Annotated in this window: 13 protein-coding genes and 3 pseudogenes; 9 read left to right on the top strand and 7 right to left on the bottom strand. The window is 67.1% G+C overall.

The window, feature by feature from the left end; translation table 11 throughout:
* Positions 1–137: 137 nt before the first annotated feature.
* The 4 genes and pseudogenes from AKN84_RS39160 to AKN84_RS39145 all read left to right on the top strand — a co-directional run bounded on the left by AKN84_RS39160 (position 138) and on the right by AKN84_RS39145 (position 5479).
* Positions 138–2647 (top strand): annotated as a pseudogene (locus AKN84_RS39160) (sensor histidine kinase).
* Complete coding sequence (gene tsaE, locus AKN84_RS39155) at positions 2644–4167, top strand: tRNA (adenosine(37)-N6)-threonylcarbamoyltransferase complex ATPase subunit type 1 TsaE (protein WP_050425720.1); 1524 nt, start codon at positions 2644–2646, stop codon at positions 4165–4167. The pseudogene AKN84_RS39160 and the gene tsaE overlap by 4 nt, the downstream one beginning before the upstream one ends.
* Before the next feature lie 87 nt (positions 4168–4254).
* Complete coding sequence (locus AKN84_RS39150) at positions 4255–4572, top strand: PilZ domain-containing protein (RefSeq protein WP_035653764.1); 318 nt, start codon at positions 4255–4257, stop codon at positions 4570–4572.
* A 178-nt stretch (positions 4573–4750) separates the two neighbouring features.
* Entirely contained in the window at positions 4751–5479 is a 729-nt protein-coding gene (locus AKN84_RS39145) for a nucleotidyltransferase family protein (protein ID WP_050425731.1), read from the top strand.
* Between the two features lie 240 nt (positions 5480–5719).
* On the opposite strand, the pseudogene AKN84_RS39140 reads toward AKN84_RS39145, so the two are convergent.
* Together AKN84_RS39140 and AKN84_RS39135 are read right to left on the bottom strand one after the other, a co-directional pair.
* A pseudogene (locus AKN84_RS39140) lies at positions 5720–6732 on the bottom strand (DUF2891 domain-containing protein).
* A 15-nt stretch (positions 6733–6747) separates the two neighbouring features.
* On the bottom strand, positions 6748–7674 hold the full coding sequence (locus tag AKN84_RS39135; protein ID WP_244485724.1) for a hypothetical protein: 927 nt from the start codon (positions 7672–7674) through the stop codon (positions 6748–6750).
* Between the two features lie 52 nt (positions 7675–7726).
* Between AKN84_RS39135 and AKN84_RS39130 the strand changes: the two genes are divergently transcribed.
* The 4 genes from AKN84_RS39130 (at position 7727) to trxA (ending at position 15799) form a co-directional block, all read left to right on the top strand.
* On the top strand, positions 7727–8665 hold the full coding sequence (locus AKN84_RS39130; protein ID WP_244485723.1) for a LysR family transcriptional regulator: 939 nt from the start codon (positions 7727–7729) through the stop codon (positions 8663–8665).
* Positions 8666–8745: 80 nt separating this feature from the next.
* The gene (addB, locus tag AKN84_RS39125) at positions 8746–11892 is read left to right on the top strand and encodes a double-strand break repair protein AddB (protein ID WP_050425718.1); all 3147 of its coding nucleotides are present in this window, start codon (positions 8746–8748) and stop codon (positions 11890–11892) included.
* A complete protein-coding gene (gene addA, locus AKN84_RS39120) occupies positions 11886–15362 on the top strand; it encodes a double-strand break repair helicase AddA (RefSeq protein WP_050425717.1) in 3477 nt (1158 codons plus the stop codon). The genes addB and addA overlap by 7 nt, the downstream gene beginning before the upstream one ends.
* Before the next feature lie 116 nt (positions 15363–15478).
* Entirely contained in the window at positions 15479–15799 is a 321-nt protein-coding gene (trxA, locus tag AKN84_RS39115; RefSeq protein WP_016847387.1) for a thioredoxin, read from the top strand.
* Between the two features lie 56 nt (positions 15800–15855).
* Here trxA and AKN84_RS39110 read toward each other — a convergent pair whose 3' ends face one another.
* The 4 genes from AKN84_RS39110 to trpA form a co-directional block, all read right to left on the bottom strand.
* A complete protein-coding gene (locus AKN84_RS39110) occupies positions 15856–16596 on the bottom strand; it encodes a metallophosphoesterase family protein (RefSeq protein WP_050425716.1) in 741 nt (246 codons plus the stop codon).
* Between the two features lie 113 nt (positions 16597–16709).
* Complete coding sequence (locus AKN84_RS39105) at positions 16710–17954, bottom strand: bifunctional folylpolyglutamate synthase/dihydrofolate synthase (protein ID WP_244485725.1); 1245 nt, start codon at positions 17952–17954, stop codon at positions 16710–16712.
* Between the two features lie 95 nt (positions 17955–18049).
* Complete coding sequence (gene accD / locus AKN84_RS39100; protein WP_050425714.1) at positions 18050–18991, bottom strand: acetyl-CoA carboxylase, carboxyltransferase subunit beta; 942 nt, start codon at positions 18989–18991, stop codon at positions 18050–18052.
* Positions 18992–19095: 104 nt separating this feature from the next.
* Entirely contained in the window at positions 19096–19932 is an 837-nt protein-coding gene (gene trpA, locus AKN84_RS39095; protein WP_050425713.1) for a tryptophan synthase subunit alpha, read from the bottom strand.
* Positions 19933–20003: 71 nt separating this feature from the next.
* Between trpA and AKN84_RS39090 the strand changes: the two genes are divergently transcribed.
* Positions 20004–20348, top strand: a complete 345-nt coding sequence (locus tag AKN84_RS39090; protein ID WP_050425712.1) for an endonuclease domain-containing protein — start codon at positions 20004–20006, stop codon at positions 20346–20348.
* A 79-nt stretch (positions 20349–20427) separates the two neighbouring features.
* Here the strand turns inward: AKN84_RS39090 and trpB are convergent.
* Positions 20428–21644 (bottom strand): annotated as a pseudogene (trpB, locus tag AKN84_RS39085) (tryptophan synthase subunit beta).
* Positions 21645–21804 lie beyond the last annotated feature (160 nt).

Below are 21804 nucleotides of genomic sequence, written 5' to 3'. Positions count from 1 at the left end.
GACGGGGGGTCTTCGTCGGGCTGTCGGGTCCTGCTTGGGCATGATCCCCGGACAAACGTCGTACGTTTGCCGTGAGGGAACACCGGTCTCCTCTTTTCCGGATCATGCCTTAAGGTTTGTGCGTTCTGGGGCAACATATGTCGGGCGTAGTCGCGGCAATGCGTCGAACCCTGCTGTCATGCACCTCACTGGCGCGCGACGGCATGATTGGGCTCGCCATGTCAGCATTGCTGCCGGCCCGCAATTCGTTCGCCGCCGAAGGCCTGGTGGCCCAGGCGATGTCGGATCATTTCGGTTTCAATCACCAGGAGGTCGCGGTCCTCGCGACGTCGTTCGCGCTGGTCGGCTTCTCCGCCGTCGCCGCGATCCTGCTGATGCGCACCCGCCTGCGCGCGACGCGGAACGAGGAGCAGCTGCAGTCGGAGATCACCGACCTGCAGGCGCAATCGGACCGGCTGCGCGCATTGCTGTTCGTCGAGCCGCAGGTGCTGATCTCCTGGGCCGCGGGCGACAACCGGCCGCAGATCTCGGGCGACATCTCGCTGGTGATGTCGCAGGAAGGCCCGCCGCAGCGCATCCTTGCCTTCGGAACCTGGCTGCCGCCCGAGCCGGCGCTGCAGATGGACCACGCGGTCGACGCGCTGCGCGAGAAGGGCGAGGCGTTCCTGCTCAACCTCTCGACCTCGGCCGGCCGCGCCATCGAGGCGATGGGCCGCGCGATCGGCGGCCAGGCCATCGTGCGGATCCGCGAGCTCGGCGGCCTGCGCCGCGAGCTTGCCGAATCCAACCTGCGCTACAAGACGCTGCAGGAGGAGACCGAGCTGCTGCGCGATTTCGCCGCTGCCGCCCCCTGGCCGATCTGGGCCAAGAGCCTCGAGGGCAATCTGCGCTATGCCAACGCGGCCTATGTCCGCGCCACCGAGGGCAAGAGCGTGTCGGACGCGCTGCAGCGCAATCTCGAACTGCTCGAAAGCGACCAGCGCACCGAACTGACCCGCGCGCTGAACGACAACGCCAATTATGCCGCACGGTTGCCGATCGTGGTCAGCGGCGAGCGGCGGATCTACGACGTGCAGGCGCTCAAGCTCTCCGGCGGCAGCGCCGGGATTGCGATCGACGCCAGCGAAGCCGCGGCGCTGCGCGCGGCGATCGCGCGGATGGTCGAGGCGCACCGCCGCACGCTCGACCAGTTGTCCTCGGGTGTCGCGGTGTTCGATGCCGACCGGCGGCTCACCTTCTACAACGAGTCGTACCGGCGGCTGTGGGGCCTCGACCAGGCCTTCCTCGACAGCAACCCCGACGATTCCAGCGTCCTCGACCGGCTGCGCGCCAACCGCAAGCTGCCCGAGCAGCCGGATTTCCGCGCCTGGAAGGCCAAGCTGCACGAAGCCTATCGCGCGGTCGAATCCGAGACCTACACCTGGTTCCTGCCCGACGGCCGCGCCATCAGCGTCGTCACCACGCCGAACCTCGAGGGCGGCGTCACCTATCTGTTCGACAATGTCACCGAGAGCCTCGACCTCGCGCGCCGCTACGACCGCCTGACCCGGGTGCAGCGCGAGACCCTCGACAATCTCGGCGAAGCGGTCACAGTATTCGGCAGCAATGGCCGCGCCGAGCTGTTCAACCCACCTTTCGCCAAGATGTGGAAGCTGCCGGCCGACGCGCTGCAAGGCGAACCGCACATCGAGCAAGTGGAGGCGCTGTGCCGGCCGCTGTTCGACGATGCGCTGACCTGGCGGACGCTGCGCGAATCGATCACCGCGATCGAGAACCGCGCCCAGGTCGCGCTCAAGCTGGAGCGTAAGGACGGCAGCGTGCTGAACTGCATGACCGTCCCGCTGCCCGACGGCAAGACCCTGCTCGCCTTCCAGGACATCACCGACACCGAGAATGTCGAGCGGGCGCTGCGCGAGCGCAACGAGGCGCTGGAAGCGGCGGACCAGATGAAGGTGGATTTCGTCCACCACGTCTCCTACGAGCTGCGCGCGCCGCTCACCACCATCATCGGCTTCGCGCATTTCCTCAGCGATCCCTCGACCGGGCCGCTGACGCCGAAGCAGGCCGAATATCTCACTACGTCACCAAATCGACCAACGCGCTGCTGGCGCTGACCAACAACATTCTCGATCTCGCCACCATCGACGCCGGCGCGATGAAGCTCGAGCTCGGCCCGGTCAATATCGGCCAGGCGATCGAGGCCGCGGCCGAAGGCATCCAGGACCGCCTGGCGACCGACCGCATCACACTGAAGGTCGATATCGAGCCCAACATCGGCGCCTTCGTCGGCGACGAGCGGCGTGTGGTGCAGGTGCTCTACAATCTGCTCGCCAACGCCGTCGGCTTCTCGCCGCATGACGCCACCGTGACGATCAGCGCGCACCGCACCGAACACAGCGTGGTGTTTGCGGTGACCGATGCCGGCCCTGGCATCCCGGCCGAGATGCGCGACAAGGTGTTCAACTGGTTCGAGAGCCATTCGCACGGCTCGCGGCATCGCGGCGCCGGGCTCGGCCTGTCGCTGGTGCGCTCCTTCGTCGAGCTGCATGGCGGCCGGGTGCGCGTCGATTCGACCGTAGGCCGCGGCACGACCGTGACCTGCGACTTCCCGATCGACCAGACCGCACACCGCAACGCTGCTGAATGACGGCGATCTCAACATTCTCGGTGGCGCTCGCGAACGAAACCGCGACGTCAGAGCTGATGGCCGACCTTGCGCTGCTGATCGGTGCCGGCGACGTCGTCACGCTCTCGGGCGACCTCGGCGCCGGCAAGACCGCGGCCGCCCGCGCCCTGATCCGCTACCTCGCCGCCGACGATACGCTGGAAGTGCCGAGCCCGACCTTCACGCTGGCGCAGAGCTACGAGCTGCCGTCGTTCCCGCTGGTCCACGCCGACCTCTACCGCATCAACGACGCCAGCGAGCTCGAGGAGATCGGGCTGTCGCCGCTGCCCGACGACATCGTGGCGCTGATCGAGTGGCCTGAACGCGCGCCGGGCGCGATGCCCACTGATCGCATCGACATCGCGTTCAGCCACCGCCCGGCGCTCGGATCGGCCGCGCGCGCCGCCGAGATCACCGGCTACGGCAAGGCCGCGGCGAAAGTCGCGCGGCTCAACGAGCTGCGCCAGTTCCTCGATCGCGCAGGCTTCCTCAATGCGCGGCGCGAACGCATGCCGGGCGATGCCTCGACGCGCTCCTATGCGCGGCTGCGCAACGACGACGGCAGCGTCATCCTGATGAACTCGCCGCGCCGTCCCGACGGCCCGGCGATCTTCAATGGCAGCTCCTACAGCGCGGCGGTGCATCTCGCCGAAGACGTGCGGCCCTTCGTCGCGATCGGCAACGGCCTGCGCAAACATGGCTTCTCCGCACCGGCGATCCGGCACATCGATCTCGAATCGGGCTTCCTCATCACCGAGGATCTCGGCGCCGAAGGCATCATCGAGGGCGATCCGCCGCAGCCGATCGCCGAGCGCTACGAGGCCGCCGTCGACATGCTGGCGGCGCTGCATCGCGAGGCGCTGCCCGACACGCTGCCGCTGACGGCAGACGAGAGCTACGACATCCCGGTGTTCGATATCGACGCCTGGCTGATCGAGATCGGGCTGATGCTGGAATGGTACCTGCCCGACCGCGGCGTGCAGCCGAGCGAGGAGCTGCGCACCGAATTCCTCGGGATGTGGCGCGGCCTCCTGGAAAAGCCCGCCGCGGCACCGCAGACCTGGGTGATCCGCGACTTCCATTCGCCGAACATCATCTGGCTTGCCGAACGCACCGGTATCCTGCGCGTCGGCATCATCGACTTCCAGGACGCGCTGCTCGGGCCCGCGGCCTATGACGTGGTGTCGCTGCTGCAGGATGCGCGGATCGACGTGCCCGAGCAGCTCGAACTGTCGCTGTTGACCCGCTACATCAAGGCGCGGCGCGCCACCGACGAGAGCTTCGATCCGGCCGGCTTCGCCGAGCTCTATGCGATCATGTCGGCGCAGCGCAACACCCGCCTGCTCGGCACCTTTGCGCGGCTCAACCGCCGCGACGGCAAGCCGCAATACCTCAAGCACCAGCCGCGGATCTGGACCTATCTCGAGCGCTCGCTCGCCCATCCGGCGCTGACGACTTTCCGCATCTGGTACACAGCCAACGTCCCTCCCCCAGTACCTTAGTTTACGGGTTATTAGCCTTGCGTCCCCTAAGCTCGCAGAGTCCGCACCTCATCCATGGCGCGGTCGGATCGGGAGCGGGACTACACGATGGGGACGGAACGACGCAGGGGCGATCGTGTCACGTTTGAGCGCGGCATAGCCGCGCACATGATGGGCATCGACGGCACCTGGCGGCGCGACTGCACCATGGAAGACGTGTCCGAGACGGGCGCCAAGCTGACCGTCGAGGGTTCGGTCGAGGGCCTGGCCCTGAAGGAGTTTTTTCTGCTGCTGTCGTCCACAGGATTGGCCTATCGCCGCTGCGAGCTGGCATGGGTCAATGGCGACCAGATTGGCGTCAACTTCCTCAAACAAGGCGACAAGAAGAAGAAAACTGCCAGACGCGGCGCGCAAGCCGACGTCTAGAGCATGATCCGGAAAAGTGGAGACGGTTTTCCGGCAAGATCATGCTCCAACAAAGGGGCGTCGTTATTGCCGTCTTACGGCCGTCATGTCTCATGACTATGGCGTCTGATTGATGTGCTTGCCGAATCGCCGTGATATGATCGGCGCATGAGAGATGATGACCGAGAATATCCGGAAAATGCCCGTCACTCCCCATAAAGCCATGGTGCTCGCTGCGGGCCTCGGTGTGCGCATGCGCCCCCTGACCGACACGATGCCGAAGCCGCTGGTCAGCGTCGCCGGCCAGCCGTTGCTCGACCATGTGCTCGACAAGCTCGCCGGCGCCGGCGTCAGCGAAGCGGTCGTCAACGTGCATTATTTGCCCGACCAGATCATCGAGCACGTCAAGCCGCGCAGCCGCCCGCACGTGATCATCTCCGACGAGCGCGACCAGGTACTCGGCACCGGCGGCGCGGTCGTCAAGGCGCTGCCGCTGCTCGGCGATGCGCCGTTCTTCCATCTCAATGCCGACACGATGTGGATCGACGGCGTGCGCTCCAATCTGGCGCGGCTGGCCGAGACCTTCGATCCCGCGCGGATGGATATCCTGCTGCTGATGGCGCCGACCGCCTCGAGCATCGGCTATAGCGGCCGCGGCGACTATTCGATGTTGCCCGACGGCGCGCTGCGCAAGCGTCGGGAGAACCAGGTGGTGCCGTTCGTCTATGCCGGCGCCGCGATCATGTCGCCTGCGCTGTTCGCGGACGCGCCGGCCGGCGAATTCTCGCTGACCAAGATGTTCGATCGCGCCAACGAGCAGGAGCGGCTGTTCGGCCTGCGCCTCGACGGCGTCTGGATGCATGTCGGAACGCCCGACGCGATCCAGGCTGCGGAAGAAGCTACCTGGAAAGCGTCGCTTAGAGCCTGATGAGATTAGCTTGAGCTAGAACGGCGTCGCAAGTTCACCTCTCCCTTGGGAGAGGTCGATTTGCGCAGCAAATCGGGTGAGGGGTTACGGTCTATCGAGAGAGCAAGAGCCCTCACCCGGATTGCACTGGACGATGCTTCGCATCGCCACGCGCAATCCGACCTCTCCCCGACGGGGAGAGGTGAACCGAGACCGCGCCAAGCCGATTCGACCGAAACTCATCCCCACTCTAAGTTGTCCTCAGCTATCTGTATCGATGGCGAGCACCGCAAAGCTCGCCAGCCAGTGCTCGCCCATATAGTCGCGGGCGATATGCGGCAGGCCGGCGTCGAGATGGCGTCGCGCCGCATCCAGCAGGATCGGACGCCGCGCATCGCCCTCCGGCAACGCGCCCGCCAGCGCACGCCAGCACCATGACCGGCTGAGATTGAGCCCGTCGAGATGCGCAAGCTTGCCGTCGGTGCGATCGGTCACCGTGCCGGCCGAAACAAGGTTGCGGGTTCGCCTTGCGCGAGGTGCGGCAGGAAGCGGTCGAACCAGGGCAGGAAGTCGCTGGGCGACAGCAGCCGGCGCATGCACTCGGCTTCGATCAGCGCGGACGACTGAAAGTCGTCGCCGCTCGGCTCGCCCCAGGCGGGACAATCCTGATCAGCTCCGTACCAGCGCAGCGCCGTCTCGCGCAGCAGCGCACTGAGCGCGTCGTCCTGCGTCGCCGCGGCGTAGTCGACGGCCATGCGCAGCCCGAACGCGGTGTTGAAATGCGTGCCGACCCGCACCGGGTAGGTGGCGAGCGGCAGGAAATCGCGAAAGCGCTGTGCGAAGATTGCGGCAAGCGGCGCGATTTGCTCGTGCCAGCCGACGTCGTCGAGCAGCGCGAGCTCTGCGGCGAGCTTCAACAGCCAGCCCCAGCCGTAAGGCCGCTTGAAGCCGCGCGCGGTCGGCGCCGCCAGATAAGCGCACTCGGCCGCGATCTTTTCCGGAACGAACTGCGCGTCGAACAAGGCGCGGATCGCATCCGCCGCTTCGGAGGTCGGATAACGGCGCAGCAGCCGTGCAAGCATCCAATAGCTGTGGACGCAGGAGTGCCAGTCGTAGCTGCCGAAGAACACCGGATGCAGCTCGCGCGGCGTACGTGCGTCCTGCGGCCCAGCCAGCACGTGATCCGGCTTGTTCGGATATTCGCGCGTGACGTGGCCGAGCGCGATGCGCGCGAAACGGACGGCGAGCTGTTCGGTCAGGATCGTCTCGCTCATGGTGCGGTTTTCTCCTTATCGCGCGCGGCGAACGAGCGTCTCGATCAGGCGCGGCGTCATGTAGATCGGAAACTGTGTCGCCGCAAAGAACAGCGCCGTCATCGGCGACACCGCAGCGCCCATCGCGGACCAGACCAATCCGACATTGCGGTTGCCGAGAATGAGGCCCGTGGTCAACCGCTCGGCGAGCGGGCCCGGCGTCAGCAGCGCGCCCAGCGCTTGCAAGGCGAGATTGCAGGCGAAGGCAAGGCCGACGCAAGTCGCCGCAGCGATCGGCTCCGCCGCGATCTGCGCACGCACCCCGGCCATGGTGGCAATTGCAAACAGGAGCAGCGAGGCCAGCACGAGGGTGTCGATGAGGCGCGCATGCTGCGCCAGTTGTGCCGCCGCCTGACGGCGCAGCAGCAACGCCAGCGCGCCGGCGCCGCCGACCAGCAGCGCCAGCCGCGTCGCGAGCGCCAGCGGATCGAGCGCGAGGCCGGCAAATGCGGCGGCGATCAGCGGCACGGTGACCGGGGCCAGCGCCATCGACAGCAACGTCACGGCGAGCGGAGCGGTGGCATCGAAGCCGAGCATGCGCGCGACCGCTGCGGTGCCACTCGACGGCGGCGCGCAGACCGACAGCACCAGCGCGACGATCAACTCCGGCGCAAATCCGGCGCCGCGCGCCGCGAAACCGACCGCAAGCGGACACACCAGCATCGCCAGCGCCGGCAACAGCAGCCAGACCAGCGGACGCCGCAACGCGCGCCGGAACGCGGCGCCGTCGATTTGGAGGAAGGTGCCGAGCACCAGCACGAAGATCGCGGCCGCCATCAGCGGGCGGGTGCGATCCGCCAAGGCAGGGAACGCCAGCCCGGCCAGCACGCCGATGATCAGCAATGACGGCCCGCCCGGCATCAGTCTCGCAAATCGTCCCAAATCTTCCGGCCTCGTCGTCATGCCCGCGACGACCCTAGCCCTATCAAGATCATTGTTGAAATCGATTATTATTATGACCATTATTGCTGCGATGAATTTAGCCGCCGTCGATCTCAACCTGCTGGTCGCGTTCGAGGCGCTGATGGAGGAGCGCCATGTCACCCGCGCGGCCGAACGCATTGGCCTCGCCCAGCCGTCGATGAGCAGCGCGCTGCGGCGGCTGCGCGCGCTGTTTGCGGACGAATTGTTCCTGCGCGCCAGCGCGGGCATGCAACCGACCGAGAAAGCGCTGGCGCTGGCGGGCCCGATCGGAGAGGCGCTGCAGCAAATCAGGGGCGCGCTGGCGCCCGATCGGAGCTTCGATCCGGCCATCGCGCGACGGCGTATCACCATCGCAGCGACCGACTATGGCGATCTCGTCCTGGTGCCGGAACTGACCCGCCTGCTGCGCGCGGAAGCGCCGGGCATCGACCTTGCCGTGCGCCCGCTGACCGATGCGACGGCGGCTCTCGCAAAGCTCGAGCGCGGCGAGCTCGATGCGCTGATCGGCGGCCACCTGCCGGAGACGCCGCGCTGCGTCCGGCACTGCCTGTTCGAGGAACGCTTCGTCTGCATCCGCGACAGCGCGCGCGCCAGCCGATCGGAGGCTCTCAGCCTGGAAGACTATGCGACCCTGCCGCACGCGCTGTTCTCGGCGGCCGGCGGCGACGGCCTGCCGAGCGTGATCGACGCGCTGCTGGCGCGCCATGGGTTGAAGCGGCGCCTCGCCGTGACGCTTGCGCATGTGGTGGCCGTACCCTTCGCGGTAACCGGCACCGACCTCATCGCCACGATGGCGGAGCGCGTCGCCCGGCGCTTCACGCATCTCGCCGACATTGCCGTCGTGATGCCGCCGATCGAGATCCCCGCCTTCGCAATCGACCTGATCCATACCAGCCGCGCCGCGCAGGATCCGGCGTTGCGCTGGTTCCTGGATGCCGTCGATCGCTGCGCGGGCCATCTGAGACATTGAGCTGTCATGGCTAACCCGGAGGGGTGGCTAATGACGGCCGCCGCTTCCTATATTGGCGCCTGATTCGAACAAGGCAGCCCATGCGCGTCTTCAGCGTTCCCGTTTCCGCGCCGTTCCTGCGCACCGTCATTGCGGCACTGGTCGACGGCCGCCTGGTGGCGGGTTTCGAGGCGCGCAACGATCCGGCCAAGCTCGCCAACGCCACGCTCTATCTGCCGACCCGCCGCGCCGGCCGGCTGGCGCGCGAAATCTTCCTCGATGTGCTCGATTCCGACGCCGCGGTGCTGCCGCGCATCGTCGCCCTCGGCGAGATCGATGAGGATGAGCTCGCCTTCGCCGACCAGGGCGACGATGTCGGCGGCGCCGCGCCGCTGGAGATCCCGCCAAGACTGGGCGAGCTCGAGCGCCGGCTGACGCTGGCCCATCTGGTCGCGGCCTGGGCCAAGACGCCGGTGTCGGCGCCGCTGGTGGTCGGCGGACCGGCCTCGACCTTGCAGCTCGCCGGCGATCTGGCGCGGCTGATGGACGACATGGTGACGCGCGGCGTCGACTGGCGCGCGCTCGACCGGCTGGTGCCGGACCAGCTCGACAAATACTGGCAGCACTCGCTCGACTTCCTGCGCATCGCGCGCGATGCGTGGCCGAACTACCTCAAGGAGATCGGCCGGATCGAGCCGGCAGCGCGGCGCGACCTCCTGATCGAGGCGGAGGCGGCGCGGCTGACCGCGCACCCCACGGGCCCGGTGATCGCCGCCGGTTCGACCGGCTCGATGCCGGCCACCGCGAAATTCCTGCACGCGGTGGCGAAGCTGCCGAACGGCGCCGTGGTGCTGCCCGGGCTCGACACCGATCTCGACGAGGAGAGCTGGGACACGATCGGCGGCGAGCGCGGCGACGACGGCAGGTTCACAACGCCGCCCTCGTCGAACCATCCGCAATTCGCGATGCACGCGCTGCTCGACCGCTTCGGCATCAAGCGCCGCGATGTCGAGAGCCTCGCTCAGCCTACGCCGCTCGGCCGCGAGGTGCTGGTGTCGGAGACGATGCGTCCCTCGACCGCGACCGCGCAGTGGCACGACCGGCTGGAGCGGCCCGAGATCGCGGCGCGGATTTCCGCCGGGATGACCAATCTCACCGTGGTCGAGGCGCCCAATCCGGAGATGGAGGCGCTGGCAATCGCAGTCGCAATGCGCGAGGCGCGGCATCTCGGCAAATCGGCCGCGCTGGTGACGCCGGACCGTGCACTGGCGCGCCGCGTGATGGCCTCGCTGACGCGCTGGAAGCTGGAGTTCGACGATTCCGGCGGCGACGCACTGATCGAAACGCCGGCCGGCGTGTTCGCGCGCCTCACCGCGGAGGCCGCAGCCAACGGGCTGGAGCCGCCGACATTGCTCGCGCTGCTCAAGCATCCGCTGTTCCGGCTCGGCGGCGCCCATGGCGCGCTGAAGCGCGCGATCGAGGTGCTGGAGATCGCGCTGCTGCGCGGCACGCGGCCGCAACCAGGGACCGGCGGACTTGCGCGCGACTTCGCACGCTTCCGCGCCGAGCTCGTCAAGCTGCATGGCGGCGAGACCTCGTCGTTGCACGCCATGGAGCCGCGCGCCCGGCTGCGCGACAATGAGCTCAGCCAGGCCCAGGACCTGATCGCCAGATTGCAGGCGGCACTGGCGCCGCTCGAAGGCATGGCGTCGTCAAAGCCCTACGATTTCGCCGAGCTGGCCGCGCGTCATCGCGAGGCGCTGATCGCACTGTCGGCCGATCAGAATGGCGTCGCCATCGTGTTCGAGGAGCGCGCCGGTGCGTCGCTCGCGTCGGCGTTCGACGAGCTGCTCGCCAGGCAGCAGCCGAGCGGGCTGATGACGCCGCTGTCAGATTATCCCGAGGTGTTCCAGACCGCGTTCGCCGACCGCATGGTGCGTCGGCCGGAATCGGCCCGCGCGCAGCTCAACATCTTCGGCCAGCTCGAAGCGCGTCTCACCGAATCCGATCGCGTCATCCTCGGCGGCCTGGTCGAGGGCGTCTGGCCGCCGGCGCCGCGGATCGATCCCTGGCTGAGCCGGCCGATGCGGCATGAGCTCGGGCTCGACCTCCCCGAACGGCGCATCGGCCTATCGGCGCACGACTTCGCGCAGCTGCTCGGCCATGACGAGGTGATCCTCACCCATGCGGCCAAGGTCGGCGGCGCGCCGGCGGTCGCCTCGCGATTCCTGCACCGGCTCGAAGCGGTTGCGGGCGAAGCGCGCTGGAAGGCGGCGACCTCGGCCGGCGAAATCTACGTGCAATATGCCGCCGAACTCGACCGGCCCGACAAGGTCGAGCCGATGCCGCAGCCGGAGCCGCGGCCCCCGCGCGAGGCGCGGCCGCTGAAAATGTCGGTCACCGCAATCGAGGACTGGCTGCGCGATCCCTACACGATCTATGCGCGCTACATCCTGAAGCTCGATCCGCTCGATCCCGTCGACATGCCGCTGTCGGCGGCCGATCGCGGCTCGGCAATCCACGAATCGCTCGGCGAATTCACGCAAACCTATGCCGATGCGCTGCCTGACGACATCAAGAGCGCGCTGCGCGATATCGGGGCCAGGCATTTTGCGCCGCTGATGGAGCGGCCGGAGGCACGTGCGCTGTGGTGGCCGCGCTTCCAGCGTATCGCGGCGTGGTTTGCCGAATGGGAGCAGGCCCGGCGCGGCAGCATCGACGCCATCAAGGCCGAGATCCGCGGCGAGATCGGCATTCCGCTCGACGATGCCAGGACGTTCGTGCTCTCCGCGCGCGCCGATCGCATCGAGCGGCGCGACGACGGCAGCTTTGCGATCCTCGACTACAAGACCGGCCAGCCGCCGACCGGCAAGCAGGTGCGCATGGGCCTGTCGCCGCAGCTGACGCTGGAGGCCGCGATCCTGCGCGAGGGCGGCTTTGCGGATATTCCGGCCGGACGCTCGGTCGGCGACCTCGTCTATGTCAGGCTGAGCGGCAACAACCCGCCGGGCGAGCAGCGCTCGCTGGAGCTGAAGATCAAGACCAGCGACACGCCGCAGCCGCCCGATGAAGCCGCCGACAGCGCGCGGCGCAAGCTCGAAGCCCTGATCCGCGCCTTCGACGACGAGAGCCAAGCCTACACCTCGCTGAACCTCTCGATGTGGGCGAACCGCTACGGCGCCTATGACGACCTCGCGCGCATCAAGGAATGGTCCGCCGCGGGCGGCCTGGGGATCGAGGAATGGTGAAGGCTCCGCGTCCGATCCCGCCGGCGGTGCGCGATGCGCAGGCCCGCGCGTCCGATCCGAAAGCATCGACCTTCGTGTCGGCCAATGCCGGCTCGGGCAAGACGCATGTGCTGGTCCAGCGCGTGATCCGCCTGCTGCTGTCGGGCGTGCCGCCGGAGAAGATCCTCTGCATCACCTTCACCAAGGCCGCCGCGGCGAACATGGCGGAGCGCGTGTTCACGACATTGGGCCATTGGGTGACGCTCGACGACGATGCGCTCAACGCAGCAATCCGCGAGGCGGGCATCGCGCATCCAGATTCGAAGCTCCGCAAAGAAGCACGAAAACTGTTTGCCTGCGCACTGGAGACGCCCGGCGGACTGAAGGTGCAGACCATCCACGCGCTATGCGCCCGCCTGCTGCAACAGTTCCCGTTCGAGGCCAACGTTCCGGCGCGCTTCGCCGTGCTCGACGACCGCGACCAGAACGAGATGATGGAGCGCGCCAATCTCGCGGTGTTCCTCGAGGCGTCGCGGATTCCCGACAGTCCGATCGGCCGCGCGCTGCGGACGGCGATGGCGAATGCCGCCGACGTCACCTTCAAGGAAGTGGTCCGCGAGGCCTGCCTCAGCCGCGACCATTTCATGGCCTGGACCGATGCCGCCGGCAACGCCGCGGCCGCCGCCGCGCAGATGTCGGCCGCGCTCGGCGTTTCTGCCGACGATCGCATCGAGGATGTCGAGCGCGAGATCGTCGACGGGCCGAACCTGTCACGGTCGAGCTGGAAGGAAATGGCGACGCTGCTCGACACCAGCAGCAAGGCGGATCAGAAGCAGGCCGAGCGGCTGCGGAGCGCACTGACCTTCACTGGCGCGGCCCAGGTCGACGAATATCTCGGCGTGTTCCTGACTGACGACCGCGCGCCGCGCGCGTCCGTCATCACCAACAATTTCATCAAGAAGAATTCGGTCGCGGGCAACAGGTTCGAGGCCGAAATCGACCGGCTCGGTCCGCTGATCGAGCGGCGGCGCGCCGTGGTGACGCGCGACCGCACCGAAGCGCTGATCCACATCGCGACCGCGGCGTCTGCGCACTACCGGCGCGAGAAGCTGGAACGCGGCCTGCTCGACTATGACGATCTGATCGACAAGACGCTCGATATGCTCGACCGCGTCTCCTCCGGCTGGGTGCACTACAAGCTCGACCGCGGCGTCGATCACGTGCTGATCGACGAGGCGCAGGACACCAGCCCGCGGCAGTGGGATATCGTCGCCCACATCATCTCGGAATTCACCTCCGGCGCCGGCGCGCGCGACGGCCTGGTGCGCACGGTGTTCGCGGTCGGCGACGAGAAACAGTCGATCTTCTCGTTCCAGGGCGCCGCGCCGCGCGAGTTCGATCTCCGCCGGCGCGAGCTGAAACGGCGGTTCGAGGAGGCCGGGCTGAAATTCGATCCGGTGTCCTTCACCTATTCGTTCCGCTCCGGACCGGTGATCCTGCATTCGGTCGACCATGTGTTCCGCGAGCAGGAGATCTTCCGCAGCATCCATGCGGTCGAGAACGGCTATCCGATCCACAATGCGATGACTGACGCCGGCCCGAGCCTGATCGAGCTCTGGGATCTCGCGGTTGCCGACGACCGCCAGGACATCGAAGGCTGGCGCGCGCCGTTCGACGGCGTCTCGGTGACCAGCCCCGAGGTGAAGCTGGCGCGGCGCATCCAGGCCGAGATCAAGCGTCTGGTCAGCAGCGGCACCATGACCGGCAGCGCCGGCGGGCGGCGGCCGCTGCGCTACGGCGACATGCTGATCCTGGTGCGGCGGCGCGGCAACGCCTTCGACGCCGTGATCCAGGCGCTGAAGCACGCGGGCATTCCGGTCGCCGGCGCCGACCGGCTGAAGCTGACCGAGCACATCGCGATCATCGACCTGATGAACCTCGCCGACGCGCTGCTGCTGCCGCAGGACGATCTCGCGCTCGCGGTGGCGCTGAAGAGCCCGCTGTTCGGCCTCGACGATGACGATCTGTTCAAGCTGGCATATCAGCGCCGCGGCTCGCTGCGCGAGGCATTGACCGCGCAGGCGCCGGCCGACGAGCGTTTTTCGGCCGCGCTGCGCCGCCTCGAAGACTGCGAGCGCCGCTTCACCCAGGAGACGCCGTTCGCGTTCTACGCCTGGCTGCTCGGCGGCGACGGCGGCCGCGCGCGCATCCTGCGCCGGCTCGGCCATGAGGCCAACGACGCGCTCGACGAATTCCTCGAGCTTGCGCTGGGCTATGAGCGCAAGGCGCCGGCTTCGCTGCAGGGCTTTGTCGCCTGGCTGCGCGCCGCCGACACCGAGGTGAAGCGCGACATGGAGATCTCGCGCGACGAGGTCCGCGTCATGACCGTGCACGGCGCCAAGGGCCTCGAGGCGTCGGTCGTGTTCCTGGTCGACACCACGACCTCGCCGTCGGACACCCAGCGGCTGCGGCTGATCCATCTGCCGCAAGGCAATGCCGCGCCGAACGCGCCCGGCGTCGTGGTGTGGGCCGGCAAGAAGGCCGAGGATCCGCCCAATGTCGCCGACGCGCGCAAGGCGATGCTCGGCGACACCGAGGACGAATATCGCCGCCTGCTCTATGTCGCGATGACCCGCGCCGCCGACCGGCTGATCGTCGGCGGCTGCATGCCCGGCAACATGAACACGGTGCGGAAATCCTCCTGGTACGATCTGATCACCAAGGGCCTCGCCAATTCCGGGCTCAAGCTCGAAGAGATCGAGACGCCGGCCGGCAAGGTGATGCGCTATTCGCGGGCCGACGACGCAGCCGATCTCACCGGTGCCGCTGCGTCAGCGCCGGCAACGCCGGTCACCTTGCCGTCCTGGCTTCGGACCGCGGCCGCACCTGAAGCCTCCGCGGCAGGCGTGTTGCGCCCATCCGATCCAGCCGATGACGACAGTCATCCGATACGCACCGGCGAATCGATACAGCTGCGCGCCCGCGCCCTGCAACGCGGCACGCTGGTGCATCGCCTGCTGCAATCGCTGCCCGACGTCGCGGTGGAACGACGGCTCGGCGCGGCGCTCGGCTATCTCGCGCGTAACGCCGATGGCTGGAGCGAGGAAGAGCGCGCGGCGCTGGCCCGGCAAGTGGTCGCCCTGACCGTCGATCTGCGCTTCGCGCCGGTGTTCGCCCCCGGCAGCCGTGCCGAAGTGTCGATCGTGGGCCGGCTGGAGCGGCCGAGCCAGCCGAAGGCGCTGGTCTCGGGCCAGATCGACCGGCTGGTGGTGACGCCGAACGAGGTCCTGATCGTCGATTTCAAGACCAACCGCGCCCCGCCGAAGACCGCCGCCGAGGCCCCCAAGGGTTATATCCGGCAGCTCGCGCTGTACCGTGCGGTGCTGGCGAAGCTTTATCCCCAAAGGATCATCCACGCCGCCCTGCTCTGGACCGAAACCCCTGAAATGATGGAGATTTCCGCCTCCGCGCTGGACGCCGGGCTGGCATAAGTTCATGTCGGCGTGAGCGAGCTTGACCCGGCAAGGGGGCGTTCATACGTTTGCCCCATGCTCCCGGGCGCGATTCTCCACCGCGCCCTTTTGTCCCAACCGAACGAGGTACTCACATGGCCGTTGGCAAGGTTTCTGACGCCGATTTCGAAGCCGAAGTGCTCAAGGCGACCGGGCCGGTGGTCGTCGACTTCTGGGCCGAGTGGTGCGGCCCCTGCCGCATGATTGCGCCCGCTCTCGATGAGATTTCCGGCGCGATGGGCGACAAGGTCAAGATCGTGAAGCTCAACGTCGACGAGAGCCCGAAGACGGCGTCGAAGTATGGCGTGATGTCGATCCCGACCCTGATGATCTTCAAGGGCGGCGAGATGGCGTCGCGTCAGGTCGGCGCCGCGCCGAAGGCCAAGCTGCAGCAGTGGATCACCGCTGCGGTCTGATCCGATTCGAATTAGCTGATTTGCGAGACGGCCGGCGATGAGCCGGCCGTTTTGTTTTACCTGATCCATCCGGTCGCCAATGCCGAGGCGAGTTCGGCCTCGCCATTGTGCCGCGCCAGCGCGGTCATCGCCGCGTGATCGTAGGGGATGTGACGGAAGGTGACGTCCCAGCGACCATCGACCTGCTCAAGGATGGCATAGCGCGCATCGGGCGAACCGGCCTCGACGACATGCGGATGCGGCTTGCCGGCGCGATAGCCGGGTGAGCCGACGCTGCCGGGATTGACGACCAGCCTTCCGTCGCGAAGCCTTACTGCTCGCGCGGTGTGCGTGTGCGCACAGAGGATCAGCGATTGCGTTATGCCGGATGCCCTCGCTTCGATCGCTTCAAGCGCGGACATCAGCACTTCACCGCCCGCCAACACCGTCTCGAGCCAGTAGCTCTCGTCATCTTGCGGCGCCGCGTGGCAGAGGAAGACCTCGTCGCGATAGACCGCATTCGCCGGCAGCGTGCGCAGCCAGTCGAGATGCCGAGGCTCGAGCTGCGTGTAGGTCCGCCGCTCCCAGGAGCCCATTTTCTCGTGCGGGCGATCGATCAGATAGCGGTCGTGATTGCCGAGCAGATGGACGGCATCGAGCGCCATCAGCATATCGATGGTCGGCCGCGCATCGAGCGGCCCGCTCACCATGTCGCCGAGATCGACGATGTCGGAAATGCCCTGCGCGTGAATGTCGGCGAGCACTGCTTCGAGCGCGAGATGGTTGCCGTGGATATCGGCGATCGCAGCAAATCGCATGATGTGTCGTCCTCCCGTAGCCCGGATGGAGCGAAGCGTAATCCGGGATGGCTTCCGCCCCGGATTGAAGGCCCCGGATTTCGCTTCGCTTCATCCGGGCTACGACACCAACGTTATGCAGGAGGCGTTCCGTTGGCCGCAAGCACCGGGCCGGCGAGATACAGCGAGCCGGTGATCAGGATGCGTGGCGGCACCTCGTAGGCCAGCGTGGCGAGCCGCTGCAACGCAGTGTCGACTCCGGTCGCGATCTCGACACGCATGCCGAGCGCCCGCGCGGCATCGGCGAGCTTGTCCGGCGCCATGCCGTTGTCGCGGCCGGGCACGGGCACAGCGATGATGTGGCGCGTCAGTCCGGCGAAATTGGCGAGGAAGGCATTGGCATCCTTGTTGGCCATCATGCCGGCGATCACGACCAGCGGCCGCGACACACGCTCCTCGAGATCGCCGAGCGCGGCGGCCGCGACCCGGCCACCCTCGGCATTGTGACCGCCATCGAGCCAGACCTCGGAGCCCTGCGGCCCCTGGCAGACCAGGCTGCCGGAGACCAGCCGCTGCATCCGCGCCGGCCATTCCGCATTGACGATGCCGGCCTCATAGGCCGCGATACTGAGCTTGAAGGTGTCGATCGCGCGCAGGGCCGCGATCGCGAGGCCCGCATTGTCGAACTGGTGCCGGCCGAACAGTTTTGGCGCAGCGAGATCCATCAGGCCGCGCTCGTCCTGATAGACCAGCCGGCCGCGCTCGACGCCGACATGCCATTGCTGGCCGGCCGCATGCAGCGGCGCGCGCAACCGGTTCGCCTCCGCCTCGATCACCGCCATCGCATCCGGCGCCTGCTCGGCTGAGACCACCGGCACCTTGCGCTTGATGATCGCGGCCTTCTCGCCGGCGATCGCCGTCAGATTGTCGCCGAGGAATTCCATGTGGTCCATGCTGACCGGCGTGATCACCGAAGCGAGCGGTGTCTCGACCACATTGGTGGAATCGAGCCGGCCGCCGAGGCCAACCTCGAGCAGCGCGACGTCGGCCGGATGTTTGGCGAACAGGCAGAACGCGACCGCGGTTTCCATCTCGAAGATGGTGATAGGATTGTCGGCGTTGATGCGCTCGCAATCTTCGAAGGTCGCGCGCAGTTCGTCGTCGCCAACCAGCTTGCCGCCGCCGACCGCACCCAGCCGGTAGCACTCGTTGAGCCGGACCAGATAGGGCGAGGTGAAGACATGCACGCGCAGGCCAGCGGCTTCGAGGATCGCGCGCAGATAGGCGACGGTCGAGCCCTTGCCGTTGGTGCCGGCGACATGGATCACCGGCGGCAGCTTGCGCTCAGGGTGATCGAGCCGCTCCATCAGGCCACGCATGCGATCGAGGCTGAGATCGATGCGCTTCGGATGCAGCGCCGATATCCGCGCGATCAACGCCTCGAACGAGGCCTGCGATGGGGCGGCGCTTGCGGTCACGCGTGCGGCGCGGCCGGCACCGTCTCCGGGGCCGTAACGATCTGGGCCGGCTCGGTGACGGGCGTTGCGGGCTTCGAAGCAGTTTCGAGCGCCGGCGATTTGGTGAACAGGCGGCACAACCGGGCCAGCGTTGCCTTCATGTCGTGGCGGTGCACGACCATGTCGACCATGCCGTGCTCGCGGAGATATTCGGCACGCTGGAAACCTTCCGGCAGCTTCTCGCGGATGGTCTGCTCGATCACACGCGCGCCGGCAAAACCGATCAGCGCACCGGGCTCGGCGATCTGGACGTCGCCGAGCATCGCATAGGAGGCGGTGACGCCGCCGGTGGTCGGGTTGGTCAGCACGACGATGTAGGGCTGCCGTGCCTCGCGCAGCATCTGCACGCCGACCGTGGTGCGCGGCATCTGCATCAGCGACAGGATGCCTTCCTGCATCCGCGCGCCGCCGGACGCGGCGAACACGATGAAGGGCGACTTCTTCTCGACCGCGAGCTCGAGCCCGCGCACCATCGCTTCACCGGCGGCCATGCCGAGCGAGCCGCCCATGAAATCGAAATCCTGCACCGCGACCACGACGCCGGCGCCCTCGAGCTTGCCGTAGCCGACCTTGACCGCGTCGTTCAGCCCGGTCTTGGTGCGCGCATCCTTGATGCGGTCGACATATTTGCGCTCGTCGCGGAATTTCAGCGGATCGGGCGTCACCTCGGGCAGCGCGACGTCGAACCAGGTCTCGTTGTCGAAGATCGACTTCAGCCGCGCCACCGCGCCCATGCGCATGTGGTAGTTCGAGCCGGGGATCACGAACTGGTTGGCCTCGACGTCCTTGTAGAACACGAGCTGCCCGGAATCCGGACACTTGATCCAGAGATTCTCCGGCGTCTCGCGCCGCAGGATGTTGCGGATCTTCGGCCGGACGACGTTGGTGAGCCAGTTCATGGTTCGCTCCGAAATGCGGGTCGGTCCCGCACCAGCTGGATATATGGCGGGCCGGGCGAACCCGGCAAGCCGCCGTTTGCGGCCTTGTTGCCGCAAAATGTGGCTTATTCAGCGGCCTGCTTGGCGCCCCGGACCCCCTGCGCCAGCGCCGACACCAGGTCCGCCACCGCGCTCACGGTCTTCGGCGTGGCGCGGCCCTCGGCATCGAGGTTGGCGCGCACCACGTCGACGATCGCGGTGCCGACCACGGCGCCGTTGGCGTTTTCGGCGATCGCGCGCGCGGTCTCCGGGGTGCGAATGCCGAAGCCGACGCAGACCGGCAGCTTGGTGTGCCGCTTGATGCGGGCGACCGCTTCCGCAACAGCGTTCGAATCGGCCGTCGCAGCGCCGGTGATGCCGGTGATCGAGACGTAGTAGACAAAGCCCGAGGTGTTCGCGAGCACCGCCGGCAGGCGCTTGTCGTCGGTGGTCGGCGTTGCCAGCCGGATGAAGTTCAGCCCGGCTTTCATCGCGGGGATGCAGAGCTCGGTGTCTTCCTCCGGCGGCAGGTCGACGATGATCAGGCCATCGACGCCGGCGGTCTTGGCATCGGCCAGGAAGCTGTCGACGCCGTAGATGTAGATCGGATTGTAGTAGCCCATCAGCACGATCGGCGTGGCGTTGTCCTCCTTGCGGAAGTCGCGGACCATCGCCAGCGTCTTGCGCAAGGTCATGCCGCCCTTGAGCGCGCGCAGGCCGGCCGCCTGGATCGACGGGCCGTCGGCCATCGGATCAGTGAAGGGCATGCCGATCTCGATGACGTCGGCGCCGGCCTTGGGCAGTGCCTTGAGGATGTCGAGCGAGGTCTTGGCATCGGGGTCGCCGGCCATCACGAAGGTGACGAAAGCGGAGCGGCCCTGCTGCTTCAGCTCGGCGAAACGTGCATCGATACGGGTGGTCATGGTTGGACAGTCGCTGTGCTATACCTCTCCCCTCCGGGGAGAGGTCGCTGCGTAGCAGCCGGGTGAGGGGGATGGAGCGGTTCAAAGCAAGAGCGCGAAGCCTCCGTGCGTCACAGACAAACGCCGAGGCAAAGCTTTGGCAGGTGCTGCGCAATCGCAGGCTAGCGCGATGGAAATTCCGTCGCCAGCACCCGATTGACCGATACGTCGTCGATTTCGTCACGCTCGACGGCAAACTGATCGTCGAAGTCGACGGCGCAACACATTCGACGTCATCAGAACTGATACGCGACGAGGCCAGGACCAAAGTCCTCGAAGCTTGCGGCTTTCTCGTCGTGCGGGTTACCAACACCGATGTGTATGAGAATCTCGAGGGTGTGCTCGAGATGATCGAAACATCGCTGCGGTTCGAATGAGTGGAGAGACCCCTCACCCGGCTGCTGCGCAGCCGACCTCTCCCCGACGGGGAGAGGTAAGGAAGGGGTGCCCAGCCCGTCACTTCTGCCTCGCCTTCAAGATGTCGCCGACCTGCGGAACGTCCTTGTCGCCACGGCCCGAGAGGTTGACCACCATCAGGTGATCCCTCGGCCGCTGCGGCGCGAGTTCGGACAATTTCGCGATCGCATGCGCGGATTCCAGCGCGGGGATGATGCCCTCCAGCCGCGACAGCAGCTGGAATGCGGCCAGCGCTTCCTCGTCGGTCGCCGAGAGATATTTCACGCGGCCGGTCTCGTGCAGCCAGGCGTGCTCGGGGCCGATGCCGGGATAATCGAGGCCCGCCGAGATCGAATGCGCTTCCTCGATCTGGCCGTCGGCGTCCATCAGAAGATAGGTGCGGTTGCCGTGCAGCACGCCGGGGCGCCCGCCGGCGAGCGAGGCGGCATGCAGCTGCGTCAGGCCGTGACCAGCCGCCTCGACACCGAAGATCTCGACCGAGGGATCGTCGAGGAACGGATGGAACAGGCCCATCGCATTGGAGCCGCCGCCGATACAGGCAATCAGCGAATCCGGCAGGCGGCCCTCGGCCTCCTGCATCTGCTTGCGGGTCTCGTGACCGATGATCGACTGGAAGTCGCGCACCATCATCGGATAGGGGTGCGGGCCCGCCACCGTGCCGATGCAATAGAAGGTGTTATGCACGTTGGTGACCCAATCGCGCAGCGCATCGTTCATCGCGTCCTTCAGCGTGCGCGCGCCTGATTGCACCGGGATCACCTTGCGCCCAGCATCTCCATGCGGATCACGTTCGGCTGCTGCCGCTCGACGTCGACAGCGCCCATATAGACCACGCATTCGAGCCCGAACCGCGCGCACAGCGTCGCCGTCGCCACGCCATGCTGGCCGGCGCCGGTCTCGGCGATGATGCGCTTCTTGCCCATGCGGCGCGCGACCATGATCTGGCCGAGCACGTTGTTGACCTTGTGCGAACCGGTGTGGTTGAGCTCCTCGCGCTTCAGGTAGATCTTGGCGCCGCCGAGATGCTCGGTGAGCCGTTCGGCGAAATAGAGCGGCGAGGGCCGGCCCACATAGTCCTTCAGATAGACATTCATCTCGGCCTGGAACGCCGGATCGGCCTTGGCGTCGGCATAGGCCTTTTCGAGATCGAGGATCAGCGGCATCAGCGTTTCGGCGACGAAGCGTCCGCCGAAAATGCCGAAATGCCCGCGCTCGTCGGGACCGCTGCGGAAGGAATTGGGCAGGTTTTGATTCATCGAACCATCAGTTCTTCTTGCCGGCTTGCGGCGCTGTTTCCACCCCCTCGCCCCGCTCTTGCGGGGAGAGGGTTGGGGTGAGGGGTTTCTCCACTTGCTCGATCATCGCTTGCGGCTGCTCACCCGCCCGCGCGTTGCGCGGTCGACCTCTCCCCGTAAA

It is taken from the genome of Bradyrhizobium tropiciagri, from assembly GCF_001189845.1.
Taxonomy (GTDB): domain Bacteria; phylum Pseudomonadota; class Alphaproteobacteria; order Rhizobiales; family Xanthobacteraceae; genus Bradyrhizobium; species Bradyrhizobium tropiciagri.
Note: the sequence above shows the minus strand (reverse complement) of the source record. Positions and strands in the feature narration are given on the sequence as shown.

Bases quoted from the DNA above. Each gene is read 5' to 3' on its own strand.
- tsaE (WP_050425720.1), top strand. From the start codon at position 2,644: ATGACGGCGATCTCAACATTCTCGGTGGCGCTCGCGAACGAAACCGCG.
- AKN84_RS39150 (WP_035653764.1), top strand. From the start codon at position 4,255: ATGGGGACGGAACGACGCAGGGGCGATCGTGTCACGTTTGAGCGCGGC.
- AKN84_RS39145 (WP_050425731.1), top strand. From the start codon at position 4,751: ATGCCCGTCACTCCCCATAAAGCCATGGTGCTCGCTGCGGGCCTCGGT.
- AKN84_RS39135 (WP_244485724.1), bottom strand. From the start codon at position 7,674: ATGACGACGAGGCCGGAAGATTTGGGACGATTTGCGAGACTGATGCCG.
- AKN84_RS39130 (WP_244485723.1), top strand. From the start codon at position 7,727: ATGACCATTATTGCTGCGATGAATTTAGCCGCCGTCGATCTCAACCTG.
- addB (WP_050425718.1), top strand. From the start codon at position 8,746: ATGCGCGTCTTCAGCGTTCCCGTTTCCGCGCCGTTCCTGCGCACCGTC.
- addA (WP_050425717.1), top strand. From the start codon at position 11,886: ATGGTGAAGGCTCCGCGTCCGATCCCGCCGGCGGTGCGCGATGCGCAG.
- trxA (WP_016847387.1), top strand. From the start codon at position 15,479: ATGGCCGTTGGCAAGGTTTCTGACGCCGATTTCGAAGCCGAAGTGCTC.
- AKN84_RS39110 (WP_050425716.1), bottom strand. From the start codon at position 16,596: ATGCGATTTGCTGCGATCGCCGATATCCACGGCAACCATCTCGCGCTC.
- AKN84_RS39105 (WP_244485725.1), bottom strand. From the start codon at position 17,954: ATGCGTGGCCTGATGGAGCGGCTCGATCACCCTGAGCGCAAGCTGCCG.
- accD (WP_050425714.1), bottom strand. From the start codon at position 18,991: ATGAACTGGCTCACCAACGTCGTCCGGCCGAAGATCCGCAACATCCTG.
- trpA (WP_050425713.1), bottom strand. From the start codon at position 19,932: ATGACCACCCGTATCGATGCACGTTTCGCCGAGCTGAAGCAGCAGGGC.
- AKN84_RS39090 (WP_050425712.1), top strand. From the start codon at position 20,004: ATGGAGCGGTTCAAAGCAAGAGCGCGAAGCCTCCGTGCGTCACAGACA.